General features: G+C 53.5%; 20 protein-coding genes, 3 tRNA genes and 3 rRNA genes. 17 read left to right on the top strand and 9 right to left on the bottom strand.

The window, feature by feature from the left end; genetic code table 11:
- The first annotated feature begins 3 nt into the window (after positions 1 to 3).
- The 4 genes from accA (at position 4) to tilS (ending at position 4,997) form a co-directional block, all read left to right on the top strand.
- Complete coding sequence (gene accA, locus L3069_RS04095) at positions 4 to 963, top strand: acetyl-CoA carboxylase carboxyl transferase subunit alpha (RefSeq protein ID WP_003856154.1); 960 nt, start codon at positions 4 to 6, stop codon at positions 961 to 963.
- A gap of 100 nt (positions 964 to 1,063) precedes the next feature.
- Positions 1,064 to 3,196, top strand: coding sequence for a lysine decarboxylase LdcC (locus L3069_RS04100; protein WP_022647114.1), 2,133 nt, complete (start codon positions 1,064 to 1,066; stop codon positions 3,194 to 3,196).
- Positions 3,197 to 3,262: 66 nt separating this feature from the next.
- Complete coding sequence (locus tag L3069_RS04105) at positions 3,263 to 3,652, top strand: VOC family protein (protein ID WP_022647115.1); 390 nt, start codon at positions 3,263 to 3,265, stop codon at positions 3,650 to 3,652.
- A gap of 58 nt (positions 3,653 to 3,710) precedes the next feature.
- Positions 3,711 to 4,997, top strand: a complete 1,287-nt coding sequence (tilS, locus tag L3069_RS04110; RefSeq protein WP_038415380.1) for a tRNA lysidine(34) synthetase TilS — start codon at positions 3,711 to 3,713, stop codon at positions 4,995 to 4,997.
- 26 nt (positions 4,998 to 5,023) lie between these two features.
- Here the strand turns inward: tilS and rof are convergent, their stop codons facing one another.
- Together rof and L3069_RS04120 are read right to left on the bottom strand one after the other, a co-directional pair.
- Positions 5,024 to 5,284 carry a Rho-binding antiterminator gene (gene rof / locus L3069_RS04115; protein ID WP_023305471.1) on the bottom strand — a complete coding sequence of 87 codons (261 nt, stop codon included), beginning with the start codon at positions 5,282 to 5,284 and terminating at the stop codon, positions 5,024 to 5,026.
- Complete coding sequence (locus tag L3069_RS04120) at positions 5,271 to 5,471, bottom strand: YaeP family protein (RefSeq protein ID WP_003856146.1); 201 nt, start codon at positions 5,469 to 5,471, stop codon at positions 5,271 to 5,273. Before L3069_RS04120 ends, rof begins: the two co-directional genes overlap by 14 nt.
- 195 nt (positions 5,472 to 5,666) lie before the next feature.
- On the opposite strand from L3069_RS04120, the gene L3069_RS04125 reads away from it, so the two are divergent.
- The 3 genes from L3069_RS04125 to nlpE are packed head-to-tail and all read left to right on the top strand — an operon-like array spanning position 5,667 to position 7,363.
- Complete coding sequence (locus L3069_RS04125; protein ID WP_022647118.1) at positions 5,667 to 6,212, top strand: YaeQ family protein; 546 nt, start codon at positions 5,667 to 5,669, stop codon at positions 6,210 to 6,212.
- Entirely contained in the window at positions 6,209 to 6,625 is a 417-nt protein-coding gene (gene arfB, locus L3069_RS04130) for an alternative ribosome rescue aminoacyl-tRNA hydrolase ArfB (protein WP_022647119.1), read from the top strand. The genes L3069_RS04125 and arfB overlap by 4 nt, the downstream gene beginning before the upstream one ends.
- A 39-nt stretch (positions 6,626 to 6,664) precedes the next feature.
- Positions 6,665 to 7,363 carry an envelope stress response activation lipoprotein NlpE gene (nlpE, locus tag L3069_RS04135; protein WP_006810026.1) on the top strand — a complete coding sequence of 233 codons (699 nt, stop codon included), beginning with the start codon at positions 6,665 to 6,667 and terminating at the stop codon, positions 7,361 to 7,363.
- Between the two features lie 46 nt (positions 7,364 to 7,409).
- Here the strand turns inward: nlpE and proS are convergent, their stop codons facing one another.
- The 6 genes from proS to metN form a co-directional block, all read right to left on the bottom strand.
- Positions 7,410 to 9,128, bottom strand: a complete 1,719-nt coding sequence (gene proS / locus L3069_RS04140) for a proline--tRNA ligase (RefSeq protein WP_023305473.1) — start codon at positions 9,126 to 9,128, stop codon at positions 7,410 to 7,412.
- Positions 9,129 to 9,240: 112 nt separating this feature from the next.
- Positions 9,241 to 9,948, bottom strand: a complete 708-nt coding sequence (tsaA, locus tag L3069_RS04145) for a tRNA (N6-threonylcarbamoyladenosine(37)-N6)-methyltransferase TrmO (RefSeq protein WP_023299375.1) — start codon at positions 9,946 to 9,948, stop codon at positions 9,241 to 9,243.
- The gene (rcsF, locus tag L3069_RS04150; RefSeq protein WP_003856133.1) at positions 9,945 to 10,349 is read right to left on the bottom strand and encodes an Rcs stress response system protein RcsF; all 405 of its coding nucleotides are present in this window, start codon (positions 10,347 to 10,349) and stop codon (positions 9,945 to 9,947) included. Before rcsF ends, tsaA begins: the two co-directional genes overlap by 4 nt.
- A 106-nt stretch (positions 10,350 to 10,455) precedes the next feature.
- The gene (gene metQ / locus L3069_RS04155) at positions 10,456 to 11,271 is read right to left on the bottom strand and encodes a methionine ABC transporter substrate-binding lipoprotein MetQ (protein ID WP_006810023.1); all 816 of its coding nucleotides are present in this window, start codon (positions 11,269 to 11,271) and stop codon (positions 10,456 to 10,458) included.
- A 40-nt stretch (positions 11,272 to 11,311) separates the two neighbouring features.
- Positions 11,312 to 11,965: a methionine ABC transporter permease MetI gene (locus tag L3069_RS04160; RefSeq protein ID WP_003856130.1), complete on the bottom strand. Its 654-nt coding sequence runs from the start codon at positions 11,963 to 11,965 to the stop codon at positions 11,312 to 11,314.
- Complete coding sequence (gene metN, locus L3069_RS04165; protein ID WP_006810022.1) at positions 11,958 to 12,989, bottom strand: methionine ABC transporter ATP-binding protein MetN; 1,032 nt, start codon at positions 12,987 to 12,989, stop codon at positions 11,958 to 11,960. Before metN ends, L3069_RS04160 begins: the two co-directional genes overlap by 8 nt.
- 188 nt (positions 12,990 to 13,177) lie before the next feature.
- Here metN and gmhB point away from each other — a divergent pair, with 188 nt between their 5' ends.
- From gmhB to dkgB, 8 genes are all read left to right on the top strand, one after another.
- The gene (gmhB, locus tag L3069_RS04170; protein WP_038415382.1) at positions 13,178 to 13,744 is read left to right on the top strand and encodes a D-glycero-beta-D-manno-heptose 1,7-bisphosphate 7-phosphatase; all 567 of its coding nucleotides are present in this window, start codon (positions 13,178 to 13,180) and stop codon (positions 13,742 to 13,744) included.
- Between the two features lie 369 nt (positions 13,745 to 14,113).
- Positions 14,114 to 15,655: ribosomal RNA gene (locus tag L3069_RS04175) — 16S ribosomal RNA — on the top strand.
- A gap of 70 nt (positions 15,656 to 15,725) precedes the next feature.
- Positions 15,726 to 15,802: transfer RNA gene (locus tag L3069_RS04180), tRNA-Ile, on the top strand.
- A gap of 105 nt (positions 15,803 to 15,907) precedes the next feature.
- A tRNA-Ala gene (locus L3069_RS04185) sits at positions 15,908 to 15,983 on the top strand.
- Positions 15,984 to 16,154: 171 nt separating this feature from the next.
- Positions 16,155 to 19,060: ribosomal RNA gene (locus L3069_RS04190) — 23S ribosomal RNA — on the top strand.
- Between the two features lie 71 nt (positions 19,061 to 19,131).
- A 5S ribosomal RNA gene (gene rrf, locus L3069_RS04195) occupies positions 19,132 to 19,247 on the top strand.
- The 16S, 23S and 5S rRNA genes sit together here with 3 tRNA genes alongside, the layout of an rRNA operon.
- A gap of 55 nt (positions 19,248 to 19,302) precedes the next feature.
- A tRNA-Asp gene (locus L3069_RS04200) sits at positions 19,303 to 19,379 on the top strand.
- 160 nt (positions 19,380 to 19,539) lie between these two features.
- Positions 19,540 to 20,343: a 2,5-didehydrogluconate reductase DkgB gene (gene dkgB / locus L3069_RS04205; RefSeq protein WP_038415384.1), complete on the top strand. Its 804-nt coding sequence runs from the start codon at positions 19,540 to 19,542 to the stop codon at positions 20,341 to 20,343.
- Positions 20,344 to 20,372: 29 nt separating this feature from the next.
- On the opposite strand, the gene yafC is transcribed toward dkgB, so the two are convergent.
- The gene (yafC, locus tag L3069_RS04210) at positions 20,373 to 21,278 is read right to left on the bottom strand and encodes a DNA-binding transcriptional regulator YafC (RefSeq protein ID WP_022647124.1); all 906 of its coding nucleotides are present in this window, start codon (positions 21,276 to 21,278) and stop codon (positions 20,373 to 20,375) included.
- A gap of 104 nt (positions 21,279 to 21,382) precedes the next feature.
- Here yafC and L3069_RS04215 point away from each other — a divergent pair, with 104 nt between their 5' ends.
- Both L3069_RS04215 and L3069_RS04220 read left to right on the top strand, forming a co-directional pair.
- Entirely contained in the window at positions 21,383 to 22,558 is a 1,176-nt protein-coding gene (locus L3069_RS04215; protein ID WP_022647125.1) for an MFS transporter, read from the top strand.
- 137 nt (positions 22,559 to 22,695) lie between these two features.
- Positions 22,696 to 23,496 (top strand): endonuclease/exonuclease/phosphatase family protein, encoded by an 801-nt coding sequence (locus tag L3069_RS04220; RefSeq protein ID WP_032621812.1) that lies wholly within the window; start codon positions 22,696 to 22,698, stop codon positions 23,494 to 23,496.
- Positions 23,497 to 23,519: the final 23 nt, after the last annotated feature.

Genomic DNA, 23,519 nt, shown 5'->3' on the forward strand with positions numbered 1-23,519 from the left:
ACTATGAGTCTGAATTTCCTTGATTTCGAACAGCCGATTGCAGAGCTGGAAGCGAAAATCGATTCTCTGACAGCCGTAAGCCGTCAGGATGAAAAACTGGATATTAACATCGACGAAGAAGTGCATCGTCTGCGTGAAAAAAGCGTAGAACTGACGCGCAAAATCTTTGCCGATCTCGGCGCATGGCAGATCGCCCAGCTGGCGCGTCATCCACAGCGTCCGTACACCCTGGATTATGTCCGCCTGGCGTTTGACGAATTTGACGAACTGGCAGGCGACCGCGCATACGCTGACGATAAAGCTATCGTCGGCGGTATCGCGCGTCTGGATGGACGTCCGGTGATGATCATTGGTCACCAGAAAGGCCGTGAAACCAAAGAGAAGATCCGTCGTAACTTCGGTATGCCAGCACCAGAAGGCTACCGTAAGGCCCTGCGTCTGATGGAGATGGCTGAGCGTTTCAATATGCCAATCATCACCTTCATCGACACACCGGGTGCTTACCCGGGTGTTGGCGCAGAAGAGCGCGGTCAGTCTGAAGCCATCGCACGCAACCTGCGTGAGATGTCTCGCCTGAAAGTGCCGGTCATCTGTACCGTTATCGGTGAAGGTGGTTCCGGCGGTGCGCTGGCAATTGGCGTGGGCGATAAAGTGAATATGCTGCAGTACAGCACTTATTCCGTTATCTCTCCGGAAGGCTGTGCCTCCATTCTGTGGAAAAGTGCCGATAAAGCGCCGCTGGCTGCGGAAGCGATGGGCATCATTGCCCCACGTCTGAAAGAGCTGAAGCTGATCGACACCGTTATCCCTGAACCGCTGGGTGGCGCGCACCGTAAGCCGGAAGTGATGGCTGCTTCCCTGAAAGCGCAGCTGCTGGCAGACCTGGCTGATCTGGACGTGCTGAGCACAGAAGATCTGCTCAACCGTCGTTATCAGCGCCTGATGACCTACGGTTACGCGTAAGCCTCACAATTATCCTAAAAGCCGCACATTGTTGCGGCTTTTTTTATACCTGCCGTTTACCTTAACTATGCTTATCTGATGTTTTTCAAGGAGGTAAACCATGAACATCATTGCCATCATGGGGCCACACGGCGTCTTTTATAAAGACGAACCCATCAAGGAGCTGGAGCAAGCCCTTAAAGCACGCGGATATCAGCTAATCTGGCCGCAAAACAGCGCCGACCTGCTGAAATTCATCGAACACAATCCGCGCATCTGTGGCGTGATATTCGACTGGGACGAATACGACATGGAGTTGTGCAGCGAGATCAATAAGCTCAACGAATATCTTCCGCTGTACGCCTTTATCAACACTCACTCGACCATGGACGTCAGCGCCCATGATATGCGTATGGCGCTGTGGTTCTTCGAATACGCGCTCGGCGTGGCTGAGGACATTGCGACCCGCATTCAGCAGTACACCGGTGAATATCTGGATAACATCACCCCGCCGTTTACGCGTGCGCTGTTCACCTATGTGAATGAAGGGAAGTACACCTTCTGTACGCCAGGCCACATGGCGGGAACGGCCTATCAAAAAAGCCCGGTAGGGTGCCTGTTCTACGATTTCTTTGGCGGCAATACGCTGAAGGCGGACGTGTCGATTTCAGTGACCGAGCTGGGCTCGCTGCTGGATCATACCGGCCCGCATCTGGAAGCCGAAGAGTACATTGCCCGGACCTTTGGTGCCGAGCAGAGCTACATGGTGACCAACGGAACCTCGACGTCGAACAAGATCGTCGGGATGTATGCCGCGCCTGCCGGTAGCACGTTGCTGATTGACCGAAACTGCCATAAATCACTGGCGCATTTGCTGATGATGAGTGACGTCGTGCCGCTCTGGCTGTCTCCCACGCGTAATGCGCTGGGGATCCTCGGCGGCATTCCTCGCCGTGAGTTCGCGCATGAAGCCATTGAAAATAAGATCGCGGCGATCCCCGAGGCAAGCTGGCCTGTGCATGCGGTGATCACCAACTCCACCTATGACGGGCTGCTTTACAACACGAACTGGATCAAGCAGACACTGGACGTGCCGTCGATTCACTTTGACTCCGCGTGGGTGCCTTACACCAATTTCCACCCGATTTACTCGGGTAAAAGTGGGATGAGCGGCGAGCGGGTGCCGGGCAAGGTGTTCTTCGAGACGCAGTCGACGCACAAAATGCTGGCCGCGTTTTCCCAGGCGTCTCTCATTCACATCAAGGGCGAATACGACGAGGACACCTTCAACGAAGCCTTTATGATGCACACGACCACGTCGCCGAGCTACCCGCTGGTGGCGTCCATCGAAACGGCGGCGGCGATGCTGCGCGGTAATCCGGGTAAACGCCTGATCAACCGATCGGTGGAGCGGGCGCTGCATTTCCGCAAAGAAGTTCAGCGTCTTAAAGATGAAGCGGACGGCTGGTTCTTTGATATCTGGCAGCCGGAAGAGATTGATGAAGCAGAATGCTGGCCCGTCGCGCCGGGGGAGAGCTGGCACGGTTTTCGGGATGCTGATGCAGACCACATGTTCCTCGATCCGGTTAAGGTGACGATCCTGACGCCGGGCATGGATGAGCAGGGTGTGATGGGTGAGGAAGGGATCCCGGCTGCGCTGGTGGCGAAGTTCCTTGATGAGCGCGGCGTGGTGGTGGAGAAAACCGGCCCCTATAATTTGCTGTTCCTGTTCAGTATCGGGATCGATAAAACCCGCGCGATGGGGCTGCTGCGCGGACTCATGGAGTTTAAGCGCGCATACGATCTTAACCTGCGGGTGAAGAATATGCTGCCGGATCTCTACGCGGAAGATCCTGACTTCTACCGCAATATGCGTATTCAGGATCTGGCCCAGGGGATCCACAGGCTGATCCGCCAGCACGATCTGCCGCGCCTGATGCTGCAGGCATTTGATGTTCTGCCTGAAATGAAGCTCACGCCGCACAGGGCGTGGCAACGCCAGGTGAAAGGGGAGGTTGAAACCATTGAACTGGAGAACCTGGTCGGGCGGGTATCAGCCAACATGATCCTGCCTTATCCGCCGGGCGTACCGCTGCTGATGCCGGGCGAGATGATCACCGAGGAGAGCCGGGCGGTGCTCGATTTTCTGCTGATGCTCTGTTCGATAGGGCGCCACTATCCGGGCTTTGAGACGGATATTCACGGTGCGAAACGCGATGATAACGGCGTGTACTGGGTGAGAGTCCTAAAATAAAAGGGGCCGCTTGCCAGGGGCGGGTTGTCGGTTGTAACGTTCAGGACATCATAAAAAGGAGAAACTATGCTGGGTTTAAAAGCTGTTCATCATATTGCGATCATTGCCACCGATTACGCGAAAAGTAAGGCCTTTTACTGCGACATTCTCGGCTTTACGCTGTTGAGCGAGGCCTACCGCGAGGAGCGCGATTCCTGGAAAGGCGATCTGGCGTTAAACGGACAATATGTGATTGAACTGTTCTCTTTTCCTTTCCCGCCAGCGCGTCCTTCGCGCCCGGAAGCCTGCGGCCTGCGCCACCTGGCCTTCAGCGTCGATAACCTGGACAGCGCGGTAAAGCATCTGGAAGCCCACGGCGTGGCCTGTGAAGCAATTCGCATCGATCCCTTCACCGATAAACGTTTCACTTTTTTCAACGATCCGGACGGGCTGCCGCTGGAGCTTTATCAGCAGTAATCGCCGTCATGTGTGATAATGCCCGTTCAGTTCGGGCATTTTTTATGTGTAATTTCCTATGACCTTACCCGCTATCGCGCACGCCGTTTCACCCTACCGCCAGCTGCTGGTGGGGTTCAGCGGTGGCCTGGATTCCACCGTTTTGCTGCACCGTCTTAAGCTCTGGCGCGACCGTGAGCCTGACGTCCAGCTGCGGGCGATGCATATCCATCACGGCTTAAGCCCCCATGCCGACGACTGGGTGGCGCACTGCGAAGCGGTGTGCTCAGGGTGGACGATCCCGCTAATCGTTGAACGCGTCACGCTTGAGGATGAAGGGCTGGGTATTGAGGCGCAGGCGCGCAAAGCCCGCTACGCCGCGTTTTCCGGCGCGTTACAGCCTGGAGAAGCGTTGGTCACCGCGCAGCATCTGGACGACCAGTGCGAGACGTTTTTACTGGCGCTCAAGCGGGGCAGCGGGCCTGCGGGTTTATCCGCCATGCCTGAGCGTGCTGGTTTTGCTGAAACAGAGCTCATCCGCCCGCTACTGGGTGAGACGCGCGCATCACTGGAAGCCTGGGCGCAGCAACATCATCTGCGCTGGATTGAAGACGAAAGCAATCAGGACGACAGTTACGACCGTAACTTCCTGCGCCTGCGCGTCTTACCGCTGCTGAGTGAGCGCTGGGCCCATTTTTCCGAAGCGGTGGCCAGAAGTGCCATGCTTTGTGCTGAACAGGAAAGCTTGCTGGATGAGTTGCTGAGCGGGGAGCTGAATACGCTGACTACCGCTGACGGTGCCCTTAACATTGCGCCGTTGAAAGTGATGAGCCCCGTGCGTCGGGCTGCTCTGATTCGTCGCTGGCTGGCTTCCCACCGTGCGGTTATGCCGTCCCGGGCGATGCTCAACCGTATCTGGGAAGAAGTTGCACAGGCGCGGGAAGATGCCGCACCGTGTATACACCTGAATGGTTATGACGTCAGGCGCTATAAAGAGCAACTCTGGTGGGTGAAATCTGTGCCGTCGCTGGCTGACGTTGTGCTTGACTGGCCGTCGCCGGAAAAAGCATTAACGCTACCGTTGAATGCCGGTGTCGTTGCGTTAAGCCATTCGGGCAATGTGCGTCTACCTGAGCCGGACGAGAACGTCACCATACGCTTCAGGGCCAGCGGCATGCTGCATATCGTTGGGCGTAACGGCGGGCGTAAACTGAAGAAAATCTGGCAGGAACAGAACGTTCCGCCCTGGCGACGTGATACCACGCCGCTTCTGTTTTACGGCGACACGCTCATCGCGGCGGCAGGTGTGTTTATTACCCAGGAAGGGTGGGCTGAAGCGGGTGTCAATTTTCAATGGAAAGCGTAACGGGCAGCCTGGCTGCCCGTTGGTTATCAGGATTCGCTCACCACGACGGTGCCGATTTCCGGATGGCTGAAACTGGCAATTTTGTCGAGGCGTAACTCACGCGTTGCACCTGCATCTTCCACAACCAGGTATTCCACATTTTTACGGGAAACCAGATCGCTGGCCTTTGCCTTTAGCACTTCGCCATCTTTTAGCTCCAGCGTCAGTATTAAATGATGCTGGCAGGCGAGTTCGAGGTTGTCATAGTCATCACAATTGATGGGTTGATAGATATCATTCATCGACATAATCGCTCACCAGTAAATTCGCCGCAGCATACGCTGCTTTTTCCCTGACCGATTCAGAAAGGCTCTCATCAGAGGCCACTTCATTCAGCACGTTCAATACACAGCCCAACGCATCCGGGATGTACCCCAGATCTCCGCTGGCAATTTCCGCATACCGTCTGCGAATCAACTCACAATAATTATTCACATCACCTCCTGCCAGCGTACTGACTTACTGTGAGATATCATTAAGCCTACGAAGTTAAACTCGGTTTAGCAAGGTGACTATACCATACTCATTTAAGCAATATCAGCGCCTTGATAACGGGGTGCCACCACCTCGTAACAGCCTTTTGCTGCGGTTTTCGCTACAATGTACGCCTGATTCGAAAGGAGTTCTCTCATGGCGCTGAAAGCGACAATTTATAAAGCTGTGGTCAATGTGGCGGATCTTGACCGTAACCAGTTTCTGGATGCGTCATTGACGCTGGCGCGTCACCCTTCTGAAACCCAGGAGCGCATGATGCTGCGCCTGCTGGCGTGGATTAAGTATGCCGACGAGCGTCTGCAATTTACCCGTGGTTTAAGCGCGGAAGATGAACCGGAAGCCTGGCTGCGCAACGATCATCTGGGTATCGATTTATGGATTGAGCTTGGCCTGCCGGATGAACGCCGGATCAAAAAGGCGTGCACCCAGTCAGCTGAAGTGGCGTTGTTTGCCTATAACCAGCGCGCGGCGGAGATCTGGTGGCAGCAAAACAAAAATAAATGTGCGCAGTTCAAAAATCTTACCGTCTGGTATCTGGATGATGAACAACTGGCACAGCTGAGCGCATTCGCCAGCCGGACAATGGCGCTTCAGGCAACGATTCAGGACGGCGCCATCTGGCTTTCCGATTCTCAGAATAATCTGGAAATTCATCTCACGGCCTGGCAGCCCGTATCATGATTGAGTTGTCCCGAAACGTCAGCATCCCTGATCACGAGCTGGAGATCACCGCCATCCGTGCTCAGGGCGCAGGGGGGCAGCACGTTAACAAGGCCTCAACGGCTATCCATTTGCGCTTTGACATCCGGGCCTCCAGCCTGCCAGAGTATTATAAAGAAAGCCTGCTCGCCGCCAGCCATCATCTGATCACCAGTGAAGGTGTGATTGTGATTAAAGCGCAGGAATATCGCAGCCAAGAAATGAACCGGGAAGCGGCACTTTCCAGACTGGCGGCGGTCATAAAAGAGCTGACGGCTGTACAAAAAAGTCGCCGGGCAACACGTCCAACGCGGGCATCGAAAGAACGTCGGTTGTCATCGAAGGCGCAGAAATCCACCGTAAAGTCACTGCGTGGCAAAGTCCGTCATCCGTAATGTGACGAAAGGGACACACTTTTTCATAAGGAATGTATTGTGAAAAAAGCATTATTATCAGCGCTGGCCGTGACAAGCCTGTTCGCGCTTTTTGGCTGTAACAACCGTTCAGAAACACAGGTACTACAGCCAACGCAAAACGAAGAATTGAAGCCGATGCAGCAGAGCTGGCGCGGCGTATTGCCATGTGCAGATTGTGAAGGCATCGAAACCTCTCTGTTCCTGCAAAAAGATGGCACCTGGGTGATGAACCAGCGCTATCAGGGGGCGAAAGAGCCGTCTTCTTTTGCAACATACGGAACATGGGCGCGTACGGCTGAAAAGCTGGTATTGACTGATACCACGGGCGATAAAACGTATTTCCGCGCCAAAGGCGAGGGGATGGAGATGCTCGATCGCGAAGGCAATCCGATTGAATCCCAGTTCAACTACACGCTGGCCCCGGTAAAAGCGACCCTGCCTGCAACCCCAATGGCGATGCGAGGGATGTATTTCTACATGGCGGATGCGGCGATCTTCACGGACTGTGCAACCGGGAAGAAAGTCAGCGTGGCGAACAATGCCCAGCTGGAGCGTGACTATGCCGTCGCGCGCGGTAACGACAGCAAACCAGTGTTGCTGACGGTTGAAGGGCATTTTACGCTGGAGCCAAACCCCGATAGCGGTGAGCTGGTGAAAACGCTGGTGGCAGATAAAGACGCGAAGTTTGCTGCGGGTAAAGACTGCGAAAGCAAATAAGTTATAGCCATTAAAAAACCCCGCACTGGCGGGGTTTTTTTGTTTCTTAGCCTTTGATGGCTTTCACCAGGTAATCAAGAATGTCGCCCGTCTTGAGCATCTGTTTTTCGCCGTTGCGACGGTACTTGTATTCAATCTCGTCGCTGTCGAGGTTACGGTCGCCGATGACGATGGTGTGTGGAATACCGATCAGTTCCATATCAGCAAACATCACGCCAGGACGCTCTTTACGGTCATCCATCAGCACGTCGATACCTTTCGCGCTCAGCTCAGCGTAGAGTTTCTCTGCCAGCTCCTGCACGCGGTAAGACTTGTGCATGTTCATTGGCAGGATCGCCACCTGGAACGGCGCGATGTTATCCGGCCAGACGATTCCGCGTTCGTCATAGTTCTGCTCGATAGCGGCCGCAACAACGCGCGTTACCCCAATGCCGTAGCAGCCCATGGTCAGAACCTGGTTACGACCATCTTCGCCCTGAACGGCAGCGTTCATTGCGCGCGAGTACTTATCGCCCAGCTGGAAGATGTGGCCTACTTCGATACCGCGTTTAATCATCAGGGTACCCTTGCCGTCCGGGCTTGGATCGCCTGCGACCACGTTACGGATGTCAGCCACTTCCGGCGTCGCCACGTCACGATCCCAGTTGATGCCGAAGTAGTGTTTACCGTCGATGTTTGCCCCTGCAGCGAAGTCGCTCATCGCCGCAACGGTGCGGTCAATCACTACAGGAACAGGCATATTCACCGGACCCAGAGAACCTGGGCCTGCGTTCACCACGGCGCGGATTTCGGCTTCCGTCGCGAAGGTCAGCGGGCTGGCAACCTGCGGCAGCTTCTCGGCTTTCACTTCGTTCAGCTCGTGATCGCCACGGACCAGCAGGGCTACCAGCGGGTAAGCGCTGCCTTCAGCCGATTTCACCAGCAGGGTTTTCACGGTTTTTTCGATCGGCAGATTAAACTGTTCAACCAGCTCGGCGATAGTTTTCGCGTTTGGCGTATCAACCAGCGTCATCTCTTGCGTTGCCGCGCCGCGTGGTTCTTTTGGTGCCAGCGCTTCTGCGAACTCAATGTTGGCGGCGTAATCAGAGGAGTCAGAGAAAATTACATCGTCTTCGCCGCTCTGCGCCAGAACCTGGAATTCATGAGAGGCGCTACCGCCGATTGAACCGGTATCAGCCTGTACAGCACGGAAATCCAGCCCCATGCGGGAGAAGATTTTGCTGTAGGCCACGTACATTTTGTCGTAGGTCTCTTGCAGTGATTCCTGAGAAGTATGGAAAGAGTAGGCATCTTTCATCAGGAATTCGCGAGAGCGCATCACGCCAAAGCGTGGGCGCACTTCGTCACGGAACTTGGTCTGGATCTGGAAGAAGTTCAGCGGCAGCTGTTTGTAAGAGCTCAGCTCGTTACGGATCAGATCGGTGATCACTTCTTCATGCGTTGGGCCGAGAACGAATGGACGATCGCCACGATCGGCAATACGCAGCAGTTCAGGACCGTACTGCTCCCAGCGACCGCTCTCCTGCCACAGTTCAGAAGGCTGAACGACCGGCATTAACACCTCGATAGCACCGGCGTTGTTCATCTCTTCACGCACGATGTTTTCGACTTTTTTCAGGACGCGCACGCCGGTCGGCAGCCAGGTGTATAACCCGGAGGCCAGCTTGCGGATCATCCCGGCGCGCAGCATCAGCTGGTGGCTGATCACCTCGGCGTCGGCAGGTGTCTCCTTCAGAGTGGAGAGCAGATATTGGCTAGTACGCATGTTGTTACGGTTCCATTTCGACGATTGGAACAGGCTGAAACACCAGCCTGACACAAAAAAAGTGGTTTAGTTTACCAGTGTGGCAAAGATGCCAAAAGAGAGGAGAACAAAATTACCTGGGTTCCAGGGCAAACACTTCAAAACCTGCATCAGTTACGCGCCAGCGCACGTTAAAGTCCAGCAGCCAGACGGCGTACGTTTTTCCTGCGTCTTCCTCTTTGCGGTAGGCGGGACGAGGGTCCTGCGCCAGGACTTCGACGATAAAGTCACGCAGACGAGGATAGCGCTTTTCCAGCTGGCTGATTTGCGTCGTTATTTCAGATGTGAAGTAAACCGGCATCTCTGCCTGTGGGGCGTCCTGAGCATAGCTTGCACGGGCATCCGGCAGCGCTTCGGCGAAGGGCAGGTAAGGTTTAATATCGATGACCGGCGTACCATCAACCAGGTCAAGGCTACCTAACTCCAGGATCACCCGATCTTTCTGACAGCGTATCCCTTTCAGTTCGACCAGCGACATCCCGACTGGATTCGGTCGGAACGTTGAGCGGGTGGCAAAAACTCCCATTCTGGCATTTCCGCCCAGACGAGGAGGACGCACGGTAGGACGCCAGCCGCCTTCCATGGTCTGGTGAAACACAAACACCACCCATAAATGGCTGAATGCCTCAAGCCCGCGCACTGCATCGGCCTGATTATACGGCGCGACAAGATGCAGCTCGCCGCCGCCGTTAAGGACCAGTCCCGGCTGACGCGGCACGGCGAACTTTTCTTTATAAGGGGAGCGGATAACGCCTATCGGCTCGAACTGAAATGAACTCATTTCGCCGTGATGTTAAGCGCAGAACCGATACATACCGCCTGACGGTAGCAGCCCGGCGTACCACTGGTGACCTCGCAACTGTGCAGCAGCACCGCGTTGGCTTTCATTTTCGACGCGTTGATTTGCATACGCTTGCGGGCTGTTGGGATATTTGGAGGGGAGTCCTGATTCGTTGCCTGGCAGGATTCGCCGCTCACTTCGCCCAGTTCACGGAATGGCTTACCGACCAGCTCGTCGGCTTTAGTAATAATACGTACCGGCGCAGCGCGAGGCGCTTTCGGTTTTGCTGGCTCCGCTTTTGGCGGGGTTGCAGTGCTTTGAACGGGTTCAACAGGAGATCTGCTTAGCATAGAACAGCCGCTCAGCATCAGTGCTAAAAGACAGATCGGTAAAGCACGCATAATAGTTCCTCAGTGGATAATCAAAACGTCAGATATTGAAGCAGTTGACCGCACAAATGACAAGACGGGCAAATGCCCGTCTTGATGATATTACACTGAGGTGAGATTACCAGCCTTTAACCGCGCCGCCGTTAAACACCTTATTGGCTTCCTGGTAAACTTCTTCAGACTGATATGCCTGCAGGAATTTCTTCACGTTTTCCGCGTCCTTGTTGTCTTCGCGAGTCACGATCAGGTTGACGTACGGGGAATCTTTGTCTTCAACAAAGATGCCATCTTTCGCAGGGGTCAAACCGATCTGGCTGGCGTAAGTGGTGTTGATAACGGCCAGCGCGATCTGTGCATCGTCCAGAGAACGTGGCAGCTGAGGGGCTTCCAGCTCAACAATTTTCAGATTTTTCGGGTTTTCGGTCACGTCCAGAACGGTCGGCAACAGGCCAACACCTTCTTTCAGTTTAATCAGGCCCACTTTCTGGAGCAGAAGCAGCGAACGGCCAAGGTTGGTTGGGTCGTTAGGGACGGCAACCTGTGAACCCGGCTGGAGTTCATCCAGAGATTTAATTTTCTTGGAATAACCGGCAATCGGGTAAACGAAGGTGTTACCGACAGCAACCAGCTTGTAGCCGCGATCTTTGATCTGTTGATCCAGGTACGGTTTATGCTGGAAGGCGTTAGCGTCAATGTCGCCTTTGCTCAGCGCTTCGTTCGGCAGAACGTAATCGTTGAAGGTCACCAGCTCAACGTCCAGGCCATATTTTTCTTTCGCGATTTTCTGCGCGGCCTCAGCAACCTGCTGCTCTGCACCGACGATAACGCCTACTTTGATGTGGTTCGGATCTTTTTCGTCCTGACCGCAACCCACCAGTGCCAGCGAACCAATCAGTGCGCCTACTGCTGCAAAGGTCTTAAATTTAAACGCCATGTTATATCCTTAACTCGTCGAGTTTGTGTTGTTTGTAACGTTATTTATGCGTAACAGCCCGGACGATACGATCGCCAGAGAATTGGATTAAGTAAACCAGCACAACCAGCAATACCAGAACGGTATTCATTACGGTAGCGTTATAGCCAATATAGCCGTACTGATATCCAATCTGTCCTAAACCGCCAGCACCCACGGCGCCGCCCATCGCGGAATAACCGACCAGGGTGATAAGCGTGATGGTTGCTGCATTCACCAGCCCAGGCAGCGCCTCAGGCAGCAGAACTTTGCGAACGATCTGCATTGGCGTCGCACCCATAGCGCGGGAAGCTTCAATCAGGCCTGTTGGGATTTCCAGCAGGGCGTTTTCCACCATACGGGCGATAAACGGCGCGGCGCCTACGGTTAGCGGGACAATTGCCGCCTGCAAACCAATCGACGTCCCGACAATAACGCGTGTAAACGGAATCATCCACACCAGCAGGATAATAAACGGTATAGAACGGAAAATGTTCACCAGCGCAGAGAGCGTGCGATACAGCTTCGCGTTTTCAATAATTTGACCCGGGCGCGTGACGTACAGCAGTACGCCGACCGGCAGCCCAATCACAAAACCAAAAAAGCCCGATACGAAGGTCATTGCCAGCGTTTCCCAAACGCCGCGAACCAGTAGCCACATCATCGGCTCAGACATAACCCAGCACCTCTACTTTTACGTGATGTTCTTGCAGCCAGGCAATTGCCGCCTGGGTTTCTTCCTGCGTGCCGTGCATTTCCGTCAGCATGATGCCGAACTTCACGCCGCCGGCGTAATCCATCTGCGCGCTAATAATGTTGTTATTCACGTTAAAGCGACGCGCGGTTTCGGACAGCAGCGGTGCGTCAACGGACTGGCCCGTGAACTCCATGCGCAGCATCGGGACGCTGTCAGGCGTTGCGTCTGTTTTTAAACGTTCCAGATAATCTTCCGGAATATCCAGATGCAGTGTGGACTGAATGAACTGCTGAGCCAGAGGCGTTTTCGGGTGCGAGAAGACTTCGCTGACCGTGTCCTGCTCAATCAGCTCACCGTTGCTGATGACGGCGACGCAGTCACAGATACGCTTCACCACGTCCATTTCGTGCGTGATAAGGAGGATAGTCAGGCCCAGACGACGGTTAATGTCTTTCAGCAGTTCCAGGATAGAACGCGTGGTGGCCGGATCTAACGCGCTGGTGGCTTCATCACACAGCAGCACTTTTGGGTTGCTTGCCAGCGCGCGAGCGATTGCTACACGCTGCTTTTGCCCGCCTGAGAGGTTGGCCGGGTAGCTGTCATGCTTATCACCCAGCCCAACCAGATCCAGCAGTTCGGTGACGCGTCGGGTAACCTCTTCTTTTGGTGTGTTATCCAGCTCCAGCGGCAACGCCACGTTTCCAAAAACCGTGCGTGAGGCCAGCAGGTTAAAGTGCTGGAAAATCATGCCAATCTGGCGACGCGCTTTGGTGAGTTCTTTTTCTGAGAGAGCGGTAAGCTCCTGGCCGCCAACTTCTACGCTGCCCTGGGTCGGGCGCTCAAGCAGGTTAACACACCGGATCAGCGTACTTTTACCCGCACCCGATGCGCCAATGACGCCATAAATCTGACCAGCAGGCACATGCAGGCTGACGTTGTTCAGCGCCTGAATGGTTCGGTTCCCCTGCTGGAACACTTTGGTGATATTGGAAAGTTTAATCATTAGATTATTTTTATCGTATGTAAGTTAGCCGTGGCATTTTCTTCTGCCAGATACGGGGAATGACCGTAAACAAAATGGATGTTAAGGCATCCAGACGTCTAAATCAATCCACCTCTGTGCGATGAGCACTTTATTGCGCTGCGATTCATGAGATACTAGCTGAACAAGCCTTTTTCAGGAGCAAACCGGTGGCAAAATCTGTACCCGCAATTTTTCTCGATCGTGACGGCACAATTAATGTGGATCACGGTTACGTCCATGAGATTGATGAGTTCGAATTTATTGAGGGCGTAATAGATGCCATGCGCCAGCTGAAAGAGATGGGCTATGCGCTGGTGGTGGTAACTAATCAGTCCGGTATCGCCCGGGGTAAATTCTCCGAAGCGCAGTTCGAGACGCTGACGGAATGGATGGACTGGTCTCTGGCCGATCGTGGCGTCGATCTTGATGGTATCTATTATTGTCCGCATCATCCACAGGGAACAGTAGAAGCGTATCGTCAGACATGTGATTGCCGTAAGCCACACCCGGGCATGTTTATCTCTGCTCAGGAATTCCTGCACATTGATATGACCGCGTCTTTTATGGTGGGCGATAAACTGGAAGATATGCAGGCAGCGGCGGCGGCAGGTGTGGGAACCAAAGTATTAGTGCGGACCGGTAAACCAGTCACCCCAGAAGCAGAAAATGCAGCTGACTGGGTGATAACTAGTCTGGCAGATCTGCCAAAAGAGATTAAAAAGCACCAAAAATAGACGTTTTGGTGAAAAGGTGAGCGGTTAAAATAAAAATGCATTTTTCCGCTTGTCATTCCTCGGCGGCTCCCTATAATGCGCCTCCATCGACACGGCGGATGTGAATCACTTCACAGACAACCCGGTCGGTTGAAGAGAAAAAATCCTGAAATAACGGGTTGACTCTGAAAGAGGAAAGCGTAATATACGCCACCTCGCGACAGAGCGCTGAAGCGCGTCGCAACTGCTCTTTAACAATTTATCAGACAATCTGTGTGGGCACTCAAAGTGACATGGATTCTTAATGTCCTCGGACACTAAATGAATACCAAGTCTCAACGAGTGAACACGTAATTCATTACGAAGTTTAATTCATTGAGCATCAAACTTAAATTGAAGAGTTTGATCATGGCTCAGATTGAACGCTGGCGGCAGGCCTAACACATGCAAGTCGAACGGTAACAGGAAGCAGCTTGCTGCTTCGCTGACGAGTGGCGGACGGGTGAGTAATGTCTGGGAAACTGCCTGATGGAGGGGGATAACTACTGGAAACGGTAGCTAATACCGCATAACGTCGCAAGACCAAAGAGGGGGACCTTCGGGCCTCTTGCCATCGGATGTGCCCAGATGGGATTAGCTAGTAGGTGGGGTAACGGCTCACCTAGGCGACGATCCCTAGCTGGTCTGAGAGGATGACCAGCCACACTGGAACTGAGACACGGTCCAGACTCCTACGGGAGGCAGCAGTGGGGAATATTGCACAATGGGCGCAAGCCTGATGCAGCCATGCCGCGTGTATGAAGAAGGCCTTCGGGTTGTAAAGTACTTTCAGCGGGGAGGAAGGCGACAGGGTTAATAACCCTGTCGATTGACGTTACCCGCAGAAGAAGCACCGGCTAACTCCGTGCCAGCAGCCGCGGTAATACGGAGGGTGCAAGCGTTAATCGGAATTACTGGGCGTAAAGCGCACGCAGGCGGTCTGTCAAGTCGGATGTGAAATCCCCGGGCTCAACCTGGGAACTGCATTCGAAACTGGCAGGCTAGAGTCTTGTAGAGGGGGGTAGAATTCCAGGTGTAGCGGTGAAATGCGTAGAGATCTGGAGGAATACCGGTGGCGAAGGCGGCCCCCTGGACAAAGACTGACGCTCAGGTGCGAAAGCGTGGGGAGCAAACAGGATTAGATACCCTGGTAGTCCACGCCGTAAACGATGTCGACTTGGAGGTTGTGCCCTTGAGGCGTGGCTTCCGGAGCTAACGCGTTAAGTCGACCGCCTGGGGAGTACGGCCGCAAGGTTAAAACTCAAATGAATTGACGGGGGCCCGCACAAGCGGTGGAGCATGTGGTTTAATTCGATGCAACGCGAAGAACCTTACCTACTCTTGACATCCAGAGAACTTAGCAGAGATGCTTTGGTGCCTTCGGGAACTCTGAGACAGGTGCTGCATGGCTGTCGTCAGCTCGTGTTGTGAAATGTTGGGTTAAGTCCCGCAACGAGCGCAACCCTTATCCTTTGTTGCCAGCGGTCCGGCCGGGAACTCAAAGGAGACTGCCAGTGATAAACTGGAGGAAGGTGGGGATGACGTCAAGTCATCATGGCCCTTACGAGTAGGGCTACACACGTGCTACAATGGCGCATACAAAGAGAAGCGACCTCGCGAGAGCAAGCGGACCTCATAAAGTGCGTCGTAGTCCGGATTGGAGTCTGCAACTCGACTCCATGAAGTCGGAATCGCTAGTAATCGTGGATCAGAATGCCACGGTGAATACGTTCCCGGGCCTTGTACACACCGCCCGTCACACCATGGGAGTGGGTTGCAAAAGAAGTAGGTAGCTTAACCTTCGGGAGGGCGCTTACCACTTTGTGATTCATGACTGGGGTGAAGTCGTAACAAGGTAACCGTAGGGGAACCTGCGGTTGGATCACCTCCTTACCTTAAAGAACCTGCCTTTGTAGTGCTCACACAGATTGTCTGATGAAAAACAGCAGTAAAAAATCTCTGCAGGCTTGTAGCTCAGGTGGTTAGAGCGCACCCCTGATAAGGGTGAGGTCGGTGGTTCAAGTCCACTCAGGCCTACCAAATTTTTGCTGATGCTGCGTTGCGGCGACACTCACATACCTGAGTATGCTTCGTGTCACCACGCCTTGCCTCAACAAAAATTACCGGTAGAGAGATAACTACGATGGGGCTATAGCTCAGCTGGGAGAGCGCCTGCCTTGCACGCAGGAGGTCTGCGGTTCGATCCCGCATAGCTCCACCATCCTTTACTGCGAACACAAGAAAACTTCAGAGTGAACCTGAAAAGGTGCACTGCGAAGTTTTGCTCTTTAAAAATCTGGATCAAGCTGAAAATTGAAACGACACACAGCTCATGTGTGTTCGAGTCTCTCAAATTTTCGCAATCATGAAGTGAAACATCTTCGGGTTGTGAGGTTAAGCGACTAAGCGTACACGGTGGATGCCCTGGCAGTCAGAGGCGATGAAGGACGTGCTAATCTGCGAAAAGCGCCGGCGAGGTGATATGAACCTTTGACCCGGCGATGTCCGAATGGGGAAACCCAGTGCAATCCGTTGCACTATCGTTAACTGAATACATAGGTTAACGAGGCGAACCGGGGGAACTGAAACATCTAAGTACCCCGAGGAAAAGAAATCAACCGAGATTCCCCCAGTAGCGGCGAGCGAACGGGGAGCAGCCCGGAGTCTGAATCAGCTTGTGTGTTAGTGGAACGGTCTGGAAAGTCCGACGGTACAGGGTGATAGTCCCGTACACGAAAGCACACATGCTGTGAACTCGAAGAGTAGGGCGGGACACGTGGTATCCTGTCTGAATATGGGGGGACCATCCTCCAAGGCTAAATACTCCTGACTGACCGATAGTGAACCAGTACCGTGAGGGAAAGGCGAAAAGAACCCCGGCGAGGGGAGTGAAAAAGAACCTGAAACCGTGTACGTACAAGCAGTGGGAGCCTCTTTATGGGGTGACTGCGTACCTTTTGTATAATGGGTCAGCGACTTATATTCTGTAGCAAGGTTAACCGTATAGGGGAGCCGAAGGGAAACCGAGTCTTAACTGGGCGTTAAGTTGCAGGGTATAGACCCGAAACCCGGTGATCTAGCCATGGGCAGGTTGAAGGTTGGGTAACACTAACTGGAGGACCGAACCGACTAATGTTGAAAAATTAGCGGATGACCTGTGGCTGGGGGTGAAAGGCCAATCAAACCGGGAGATAGCTGGTTCTCCCCGAAAGCTATTTAGGTAGCGCCTCGTGAACTCATCTTCGGGGGTAGAGCACTGTTTCGGCTAGGGGGCCATCCCGGCTTACCAACCCGATGCAAACTACGAATACCGAAGAATGTTATCACGGGAGACACACGGCGGGTGCTAACGTCCGTCGTGAAGAGGGAAACAACCCAGACCGCCAGCTAAGGTCCCAAAGTCATGGTTAAGTGGGAAACGATGTGGGAAGGCACAGACAGCCAGGATGTTGGCTTAGAAGCAGCCATCATTTAAAGAAAGCGTAATAGCTCACTGGTCGAGTCGGCCTGCGCGGAAGATGTAACGGGGCTAAACCATGCACCGAAGCTGCGGCAGCGACGCTTAGGCGTTGTTGGGTAGGGGAGCGTTCTGTAAGCCGTTGAAGGTGTCCTGTGAGGGGTGCTGGAGGTATCAGAAGTGCGAATGCTGACATAAGTAACGATAAAGCGGGTGAAAAGCCCGCTCGCCGGAAGACCAAGGGTTCCTGTCCAACGTTAATCGGGGCAGGGTGAGTCGACCCCTAAGGCGAGGCCGAAAGGCGTAGTCGATGGGAAACAGGTTAATATTCCTGTACTTGGTGTTACTGCGAAGGGGGGACGGAGAAGGCTATGTCAGCCGGGCGACGGTTGTCCCGGTTTAAGCATGTAGGCGGAGGTTCCAGGTAAATCCGGTACCTTATTAACGCTGAGGTGTGATGACGAGGCACTACGGTGCTGAAGTGATAAATGCCCTGCTTCCAGGAAAAGCCTCTAAGCATCAGGTAACACGAAATCGTACCCCAAACCGACACAGGTGGTCAGGTAGAGAATACCAAGGCGCTTGAGAGAACTCGGGTGAAGGAACTAGGCAAAATGGTGCCGTAACTTCGGGAGAAGGCACGCTGATATGTAGGTGAAGCCCCTGCGGGCGGAGCTGAAATCAGTCGAAGATACCAGCTGGCTGCAACTGTTTATTAAAAACACAGCACTGTGCAAACACGAAAGTGGACGTATACGGTGTGACGCCTGCCCGGTGCCGGAAGGTTAATTGATGGGGTTAGCGGCAACGCGAAGCTCTTGATCGAAGCCCCGGTAAACGGCGGCCGTAACTATAACGGTCCTAAGGTAGCGAAATTCCTTGTCGGGTAAGTTCCGACCTGCACGAATGGCGTAATGATGGCCAGGCTGTCTCCACCCGAGACTCAGTGAAATTGAACTCGCTGTGAAGATGCAGTGTACCCGCGGCAAGACGGAAAGACCCCGTGAACCTTTACTATAGCTTGACACTGAACACTGGTCCTTGATGTGTAGGATAGGTGGGAGGCTTTGAAGCGTGGACGCCAGTCTGCGTGGAGCCAACCTTGAAATACCACCCTTTAATGGCTGGTGTTCTAACGTAGACCCGTAATCCGGGTTGCGGACAGTGTCTGGTGGGTAGTTTGACTGGGGCGGTCTCCTCCCAAAGAGTAACGGAGGAGCACGAAGGTTGGCTAATCCTGGTCGGACATCAGGAGGTTAGTGCAATGGCATAAGCCAGCTTGACTGCGAGCGTGACGGCGCGAGCAGGTGCGAAAGCAGGTCATAGTGATCCGGTGGTTCTGAATGGAAGGGCCATCGCTCAACGGATAAAAGGTACTCCGGGGATAACAGGCTGATACCGCCCAAGAGTTCATATCGACGGCGGTGTTTGGCACCTCGATGTCGGCTCATCACATCCTGGGGCTGAAGTAGGTCCCAAGGGTATGGCTGTTCGCCATTTAAAGTGGTACGCGAGCTGGGTTTAGAACGTCGTGAGACAGTTCGGTCCCTATCTGCCGTGGGCGCTGGAGAATTGAGGGGGGCTGCTCCTAGTACGAGAGGACCGGAGTGGACGCATCACTGGTGTTCGGGTTGTCATGCCAATGGCACTGCCCGGTAGCTAAATGCGGAAAAGATAAGTGCTGAAAGCATCTAAGCACGAAACTTGCCCCGAGATGAGTTCTCCCTGAGACCTTGAGTCTCCTGAAGGAACGTTGAAGACTACGACGTTGATAGGTCGGGTGTGTAAGCGCAGCGATGCGTTGAGCTAACCGATACTAATGAACCGTGAGGCTTAACCTTACAACGCCGAAGCTGTTTTGGCGAAGAGAGACAGACACGATTTTCAACCTGATACAGATTAACAGAATTTGCCTGGCGGCTTTAGCGCGGTGGTCCCACCTGACCCCATGCCGAACTCAGAAGTGAAACGCCGTAGCGCCGATGGTAGTGTGGGGTCTCCCCATGTGAGAGTAGGGAACTGCCAGGCATCAAATTAAGTAGTAAGCCGGTGCATTAATCCGGTGGTTACAGAAGTATTCGGTGGAGCGGTAGTTCAGTCGGTTAGAATACCTGCCTGTCACGCAGGGGGTCGCGGGTTCGAGTCCCGTCCGTTCCGCCACTTATTAAAAGCCCTGAGCTAACGCTCAGGGCTTTTTTCTTATCTGTCGTTTTACTATTGCGAAATTAGCAAAAATCCTCTGCATTTTACGATCTTTTTCGACATAACAACCACAGCGATAATCCTCCTCAGTTTACGAACATAACGATTGAGGAATGATATGACTATCCCTGCACTGGGTCTGGGCACTTTTCGCCTGAAGGACGACGTTGTTATCGCATCTGTTAAAACCGCACTCGAGTTGGGCTATCGCGCTATTGATACGGCGCAGATTTATGACAACGAAGCTGCCGTAGGTCAGGCTATCGAGGAGAGCGGCGTACCGCGCCATGAGCTTTTCATCACCACCAAAATCTGGATTGAGAACCTCAGCAAAGACAAGCTGATCCTAAGCCTGAAGGAAAGTCTGAAAAAGCTGCGTACTGATTATGTTGATCTGACGCTGATCCACTGGCCATCACCTGGCGATGCCGTCTCCGTAGAAGAGTTCATGCAGGCGCTGCTGGAAGCAAAAGAGCAGGGCTTGACGCGTGAAATTGGTATCTCGAATTTCACTATCCCATTGATGGAAAAAGCCATTGCCGCAGTGGGTAAAGAGAATATTGCTACTAACCAGATTGAACTCTCTCCTTACCTGCAAAACCGCAAAGTTGTGGACTGGGCGAAACAGCATGGCATTCACATCACCTCGTACATGACGCTGGCATATGGTAAGGCCCTGAAAGATGAAGTGATTGCGCGCATCGCTGAAAAACACAATGCAACAGCTGCACAGGTGATCCTGGCATGGGCGATAGGTGAAGGATATGCCGTGATCCCGTCTTCAACCAAACGTGAAAACCTGGCAAGTAACCTGTTAGCGCGGGATCTCCAGCTTGATGATGAAGATAAAAAAGCGATCGCTGCACTGGAATGCAACGATCGTCTGGTCAGTCCCGAAGGGTTAGCACCTAACTGGGATTAGTAAAAACCCTCCCTCTGTGCCCTTAACCCTCACACAGCTCCTCCGGGAGCTGTTTTTATATGCTCACTCAGGAAGTCGATAAATGCGCGTATGCGCGTACTTACCGCTCGGTCACTGTAATACACCGCGCTAAAAGGCATCTCTACAGGCAAGCGTTTATCAGCCATCAGCTCAACTAGCTGGCCCGCGGCTATTTCCTTATCAATCATATAGTCTGATAAACAGGCGATCCCGTTTCCTTCAAGACATAGCTGTTTCAGCGTTTCCCCGCTATTAGACGAAAGTCCGCAGGTGATCTCATGAAGTTGTCCGTCATGACAGGCCACGGGCCAGGTGTTCAGCGAGACAGGTTCCGTAAAGCCCAGGCACAGGTGCTGCTTCAGCTCCTCAACGGTCTCAGGTTTGCCATGCTCTGCAATATATTGCGGTGACGCGATAATTTTGCGGTAGCTGGTGAACAGAGGGCGAGCGCGTAAACTTGAATCCGTCAGGGTTCCCGCGCGGATCGCCACGTCAACTTTACGCTCAATCAGGTTAATAAACGTCTCAGAAGAGACCAGAGACAGGGTCATCTCCGGGTAGCGTTCGCGGAAGGGTTTAATCAACGGCATCAGGAAATGCAGCACGACCGGCGTCGCCGCATCTATGCGCAGCAGCCCACGCGGCGTGCTGCGAGATTCCATGATTTCCGTTTCTGCTGCCGCCATCTCCTGCAAAACGGACTGCACGCGTCGAAAATAACGTTCACCTTCTTCCGTCAGGCTGAGCTGCCGCGTTGTTCTGTTGAGCAGACTCACCCCGAGCTTCATCTCCAGCTTTTTCACCGAGCGGCTGATGGCGGAGTTCGCCTGTCCGAGCTGTTCGGCAGCACGGCTGAAGCTGCCGCTTTCAACAACGGCAACGAAGACAGTCAGTTCTTCCGATGTGGCTTTCATTATTGCATCACCTGCAAAATTCTATTGAGATTCTAACCATTTTTGTTATTTAAACACTGGCGCATACTGCCTGTCATCTTAATCCTGAAGAGACGGAGTATTTTATGCCACTGGCGCTTCTTGCCCTGACGATCAGTGCCTTCGCAATTGGCACGACCGAATTTGTTATTGTAGGACTTGTTCCTACCATTGCTGAACAACTCGCTATCTCGCTGCCTTCTGCCGGGCTGCTGGTATCTATTTACGCGTTAGGCGTCGCTGTTGGGGCGCCTGTGCTGACCGCACTGACTGGACGCTTTCCACGTAAACAACTGTTAGTTGCCCTGATGGTGCTCTTCACCGCCGGCAATATTCTGGCGTGGCAGTCACCGGATTACTCCACGCTGGTCATTGCCCGCCTGCTGACAGGCCTCGCGCACGGTGTCTTCTTCTCCATCGGTTCCACGATTGCAACCAGCCTGGTGCCAAAAGAGAAAGCGGCGTCAGCCATTGCGATTATGTTTGGTGGCTTAACCGTCGCGCTGGTCACCGGCGTGCCGTTAGGAACGTTTATCGGACAACATTTTGGCTGGCGTGAAACCTTCCTCGCCGTATCGCTGTTGGGCGTGATTGCTCTGGTAGCCAGCCTGCTGCTGGTGCCCTCCAGTATTCCGGGACGCGCGAGCGCCAGCCTGAGCGATCAGGTTAAAGTTCTGACACACCCGCGCCTGCTGCTGATCTATGCCGTTACGGCCCTGGGTTATGGAGGTGTGTTCACTGCGTTCACCTTCCTTGCACCGATGATGCAGGAACTGGCTGGTTTTTCTCCGGGCGCGGTGAGCTGGATTTTACTGGGCTACGGTATCTCCGTCGCAATCGGCAATATCTGGGGCGGCAAGCTTGCGGATAAGCATGGTGCGGTACCGGCGCTGAAATTCATCTTCGCCGCCCTGGTTGCCCTGCTGATGATTTTCCAGTTCACCGCATCGATGCAATACGCCGCGCTGGTAACGGTGTTGGTTATGGGGATATTCGCTTTTGGTAATGTGCCGGGATTGCAGGTATATGTTGTGCAGAAAGCCGAACGTTATACGCCTAATGCGGTGGATGTCGCATCTGGGCTGAATATCGCCGCATTTAATATCGGTATCGCACTCGGTTCGGTTATCGGTGGGCAGGTGGTTGAACATGTTGGATTAACCCAAACGCCATGGATTGGTGCGGTAATTGTGCTAATCGCTTTCCTCCTTATTGGTCTCAGTGGACGGCTTGATAAACCCGCTCGCGTTGCACTTGGATAAGTATCAGTAAGTGCTTGCTTACAAAACTGGAAAGCGGTTTCTCAGTAATTGCGTTGAAAGTGTGACCTAAAATCCCTATAACATTAGAACCAGTCCGTTTTCCGGGCTGGTTAATGTTACAGAGGCCGTTTCCAAAAGTGCGAAAAAATACCTATGCCATGCGTTATGTTGCCGGAATGCCTGCGGAGAGGATCTTGCCTCCGGGGTCGTTTGCGAGCCTTAGCCAGGCATTACCAGCGGGCACTCCATTAAGCAGTGACGAAAAAATTCGCGTACTGGTGTGGAACATCTTTAAGCAACAGCGTGCGGAGTGGTTATCCGTACTTCAAAATTTTGGTAAAGATGCGCATCTGGTTCTGTTACAGGAGGCGCAAACCACGCCTGAACTGGTCAGGTTTGCAACGACGAACTATCTTGCAGCCGATCAGGTGCCTGCCTTTGTTCTGCCACAGCATCCTTCCGGGGTGATGACCCTTTCAGCCGCACATCCGGTCTATTGCTGCCCGCTGCGTGAACGTGAACCGATCCTGCGTCTGGCAAAATCAGCGCTGGTCACGGTCTATCCGTTGCCCGACACCCGTCTGCTGATGGTGGTAAACATTCATGCGGTGAACTTCAGCCTGGGTGTTGATGTGTACAGTAAGCAGTTACTTCCCATCGGCGACCAGATTGCTCATCACAGTGGGCCGATCATTATGGCCGGGGACTTCAATGCCTGGAGCCGTCCGCGTATGAACGCGTTGTACCGCTTCGCGCGTGAAATGTCGCTGCGTGAAGTTCGTTTTAACGATGACCAGCGCAAGAAAGCGTTTGGTCGTCCTCTCGATTTTGTCTTCTATCGGGGTTTAAGCGTGCACGACGCCTCCGTTCTGGTGACGCGCGCCTCCGATCATAATCCTCTACTAGTCGAATTCAGTCCCGGCAAACCTGATAAATAATGGTGCGTCAGGTCTGCCGTGGG

Origin of the sequence: Enterobacter cloacae complex sp. ECL411 (assembly GCF_021869665.1) — a bacterium.
Classification (GTDB): domain Bacteria; phylum Pseudomonadota; class Gammaproteobacteria; order Enterobacterales; family Enterobacteriaceae; genus Enterobacter; species Enterobacter intestinihominis.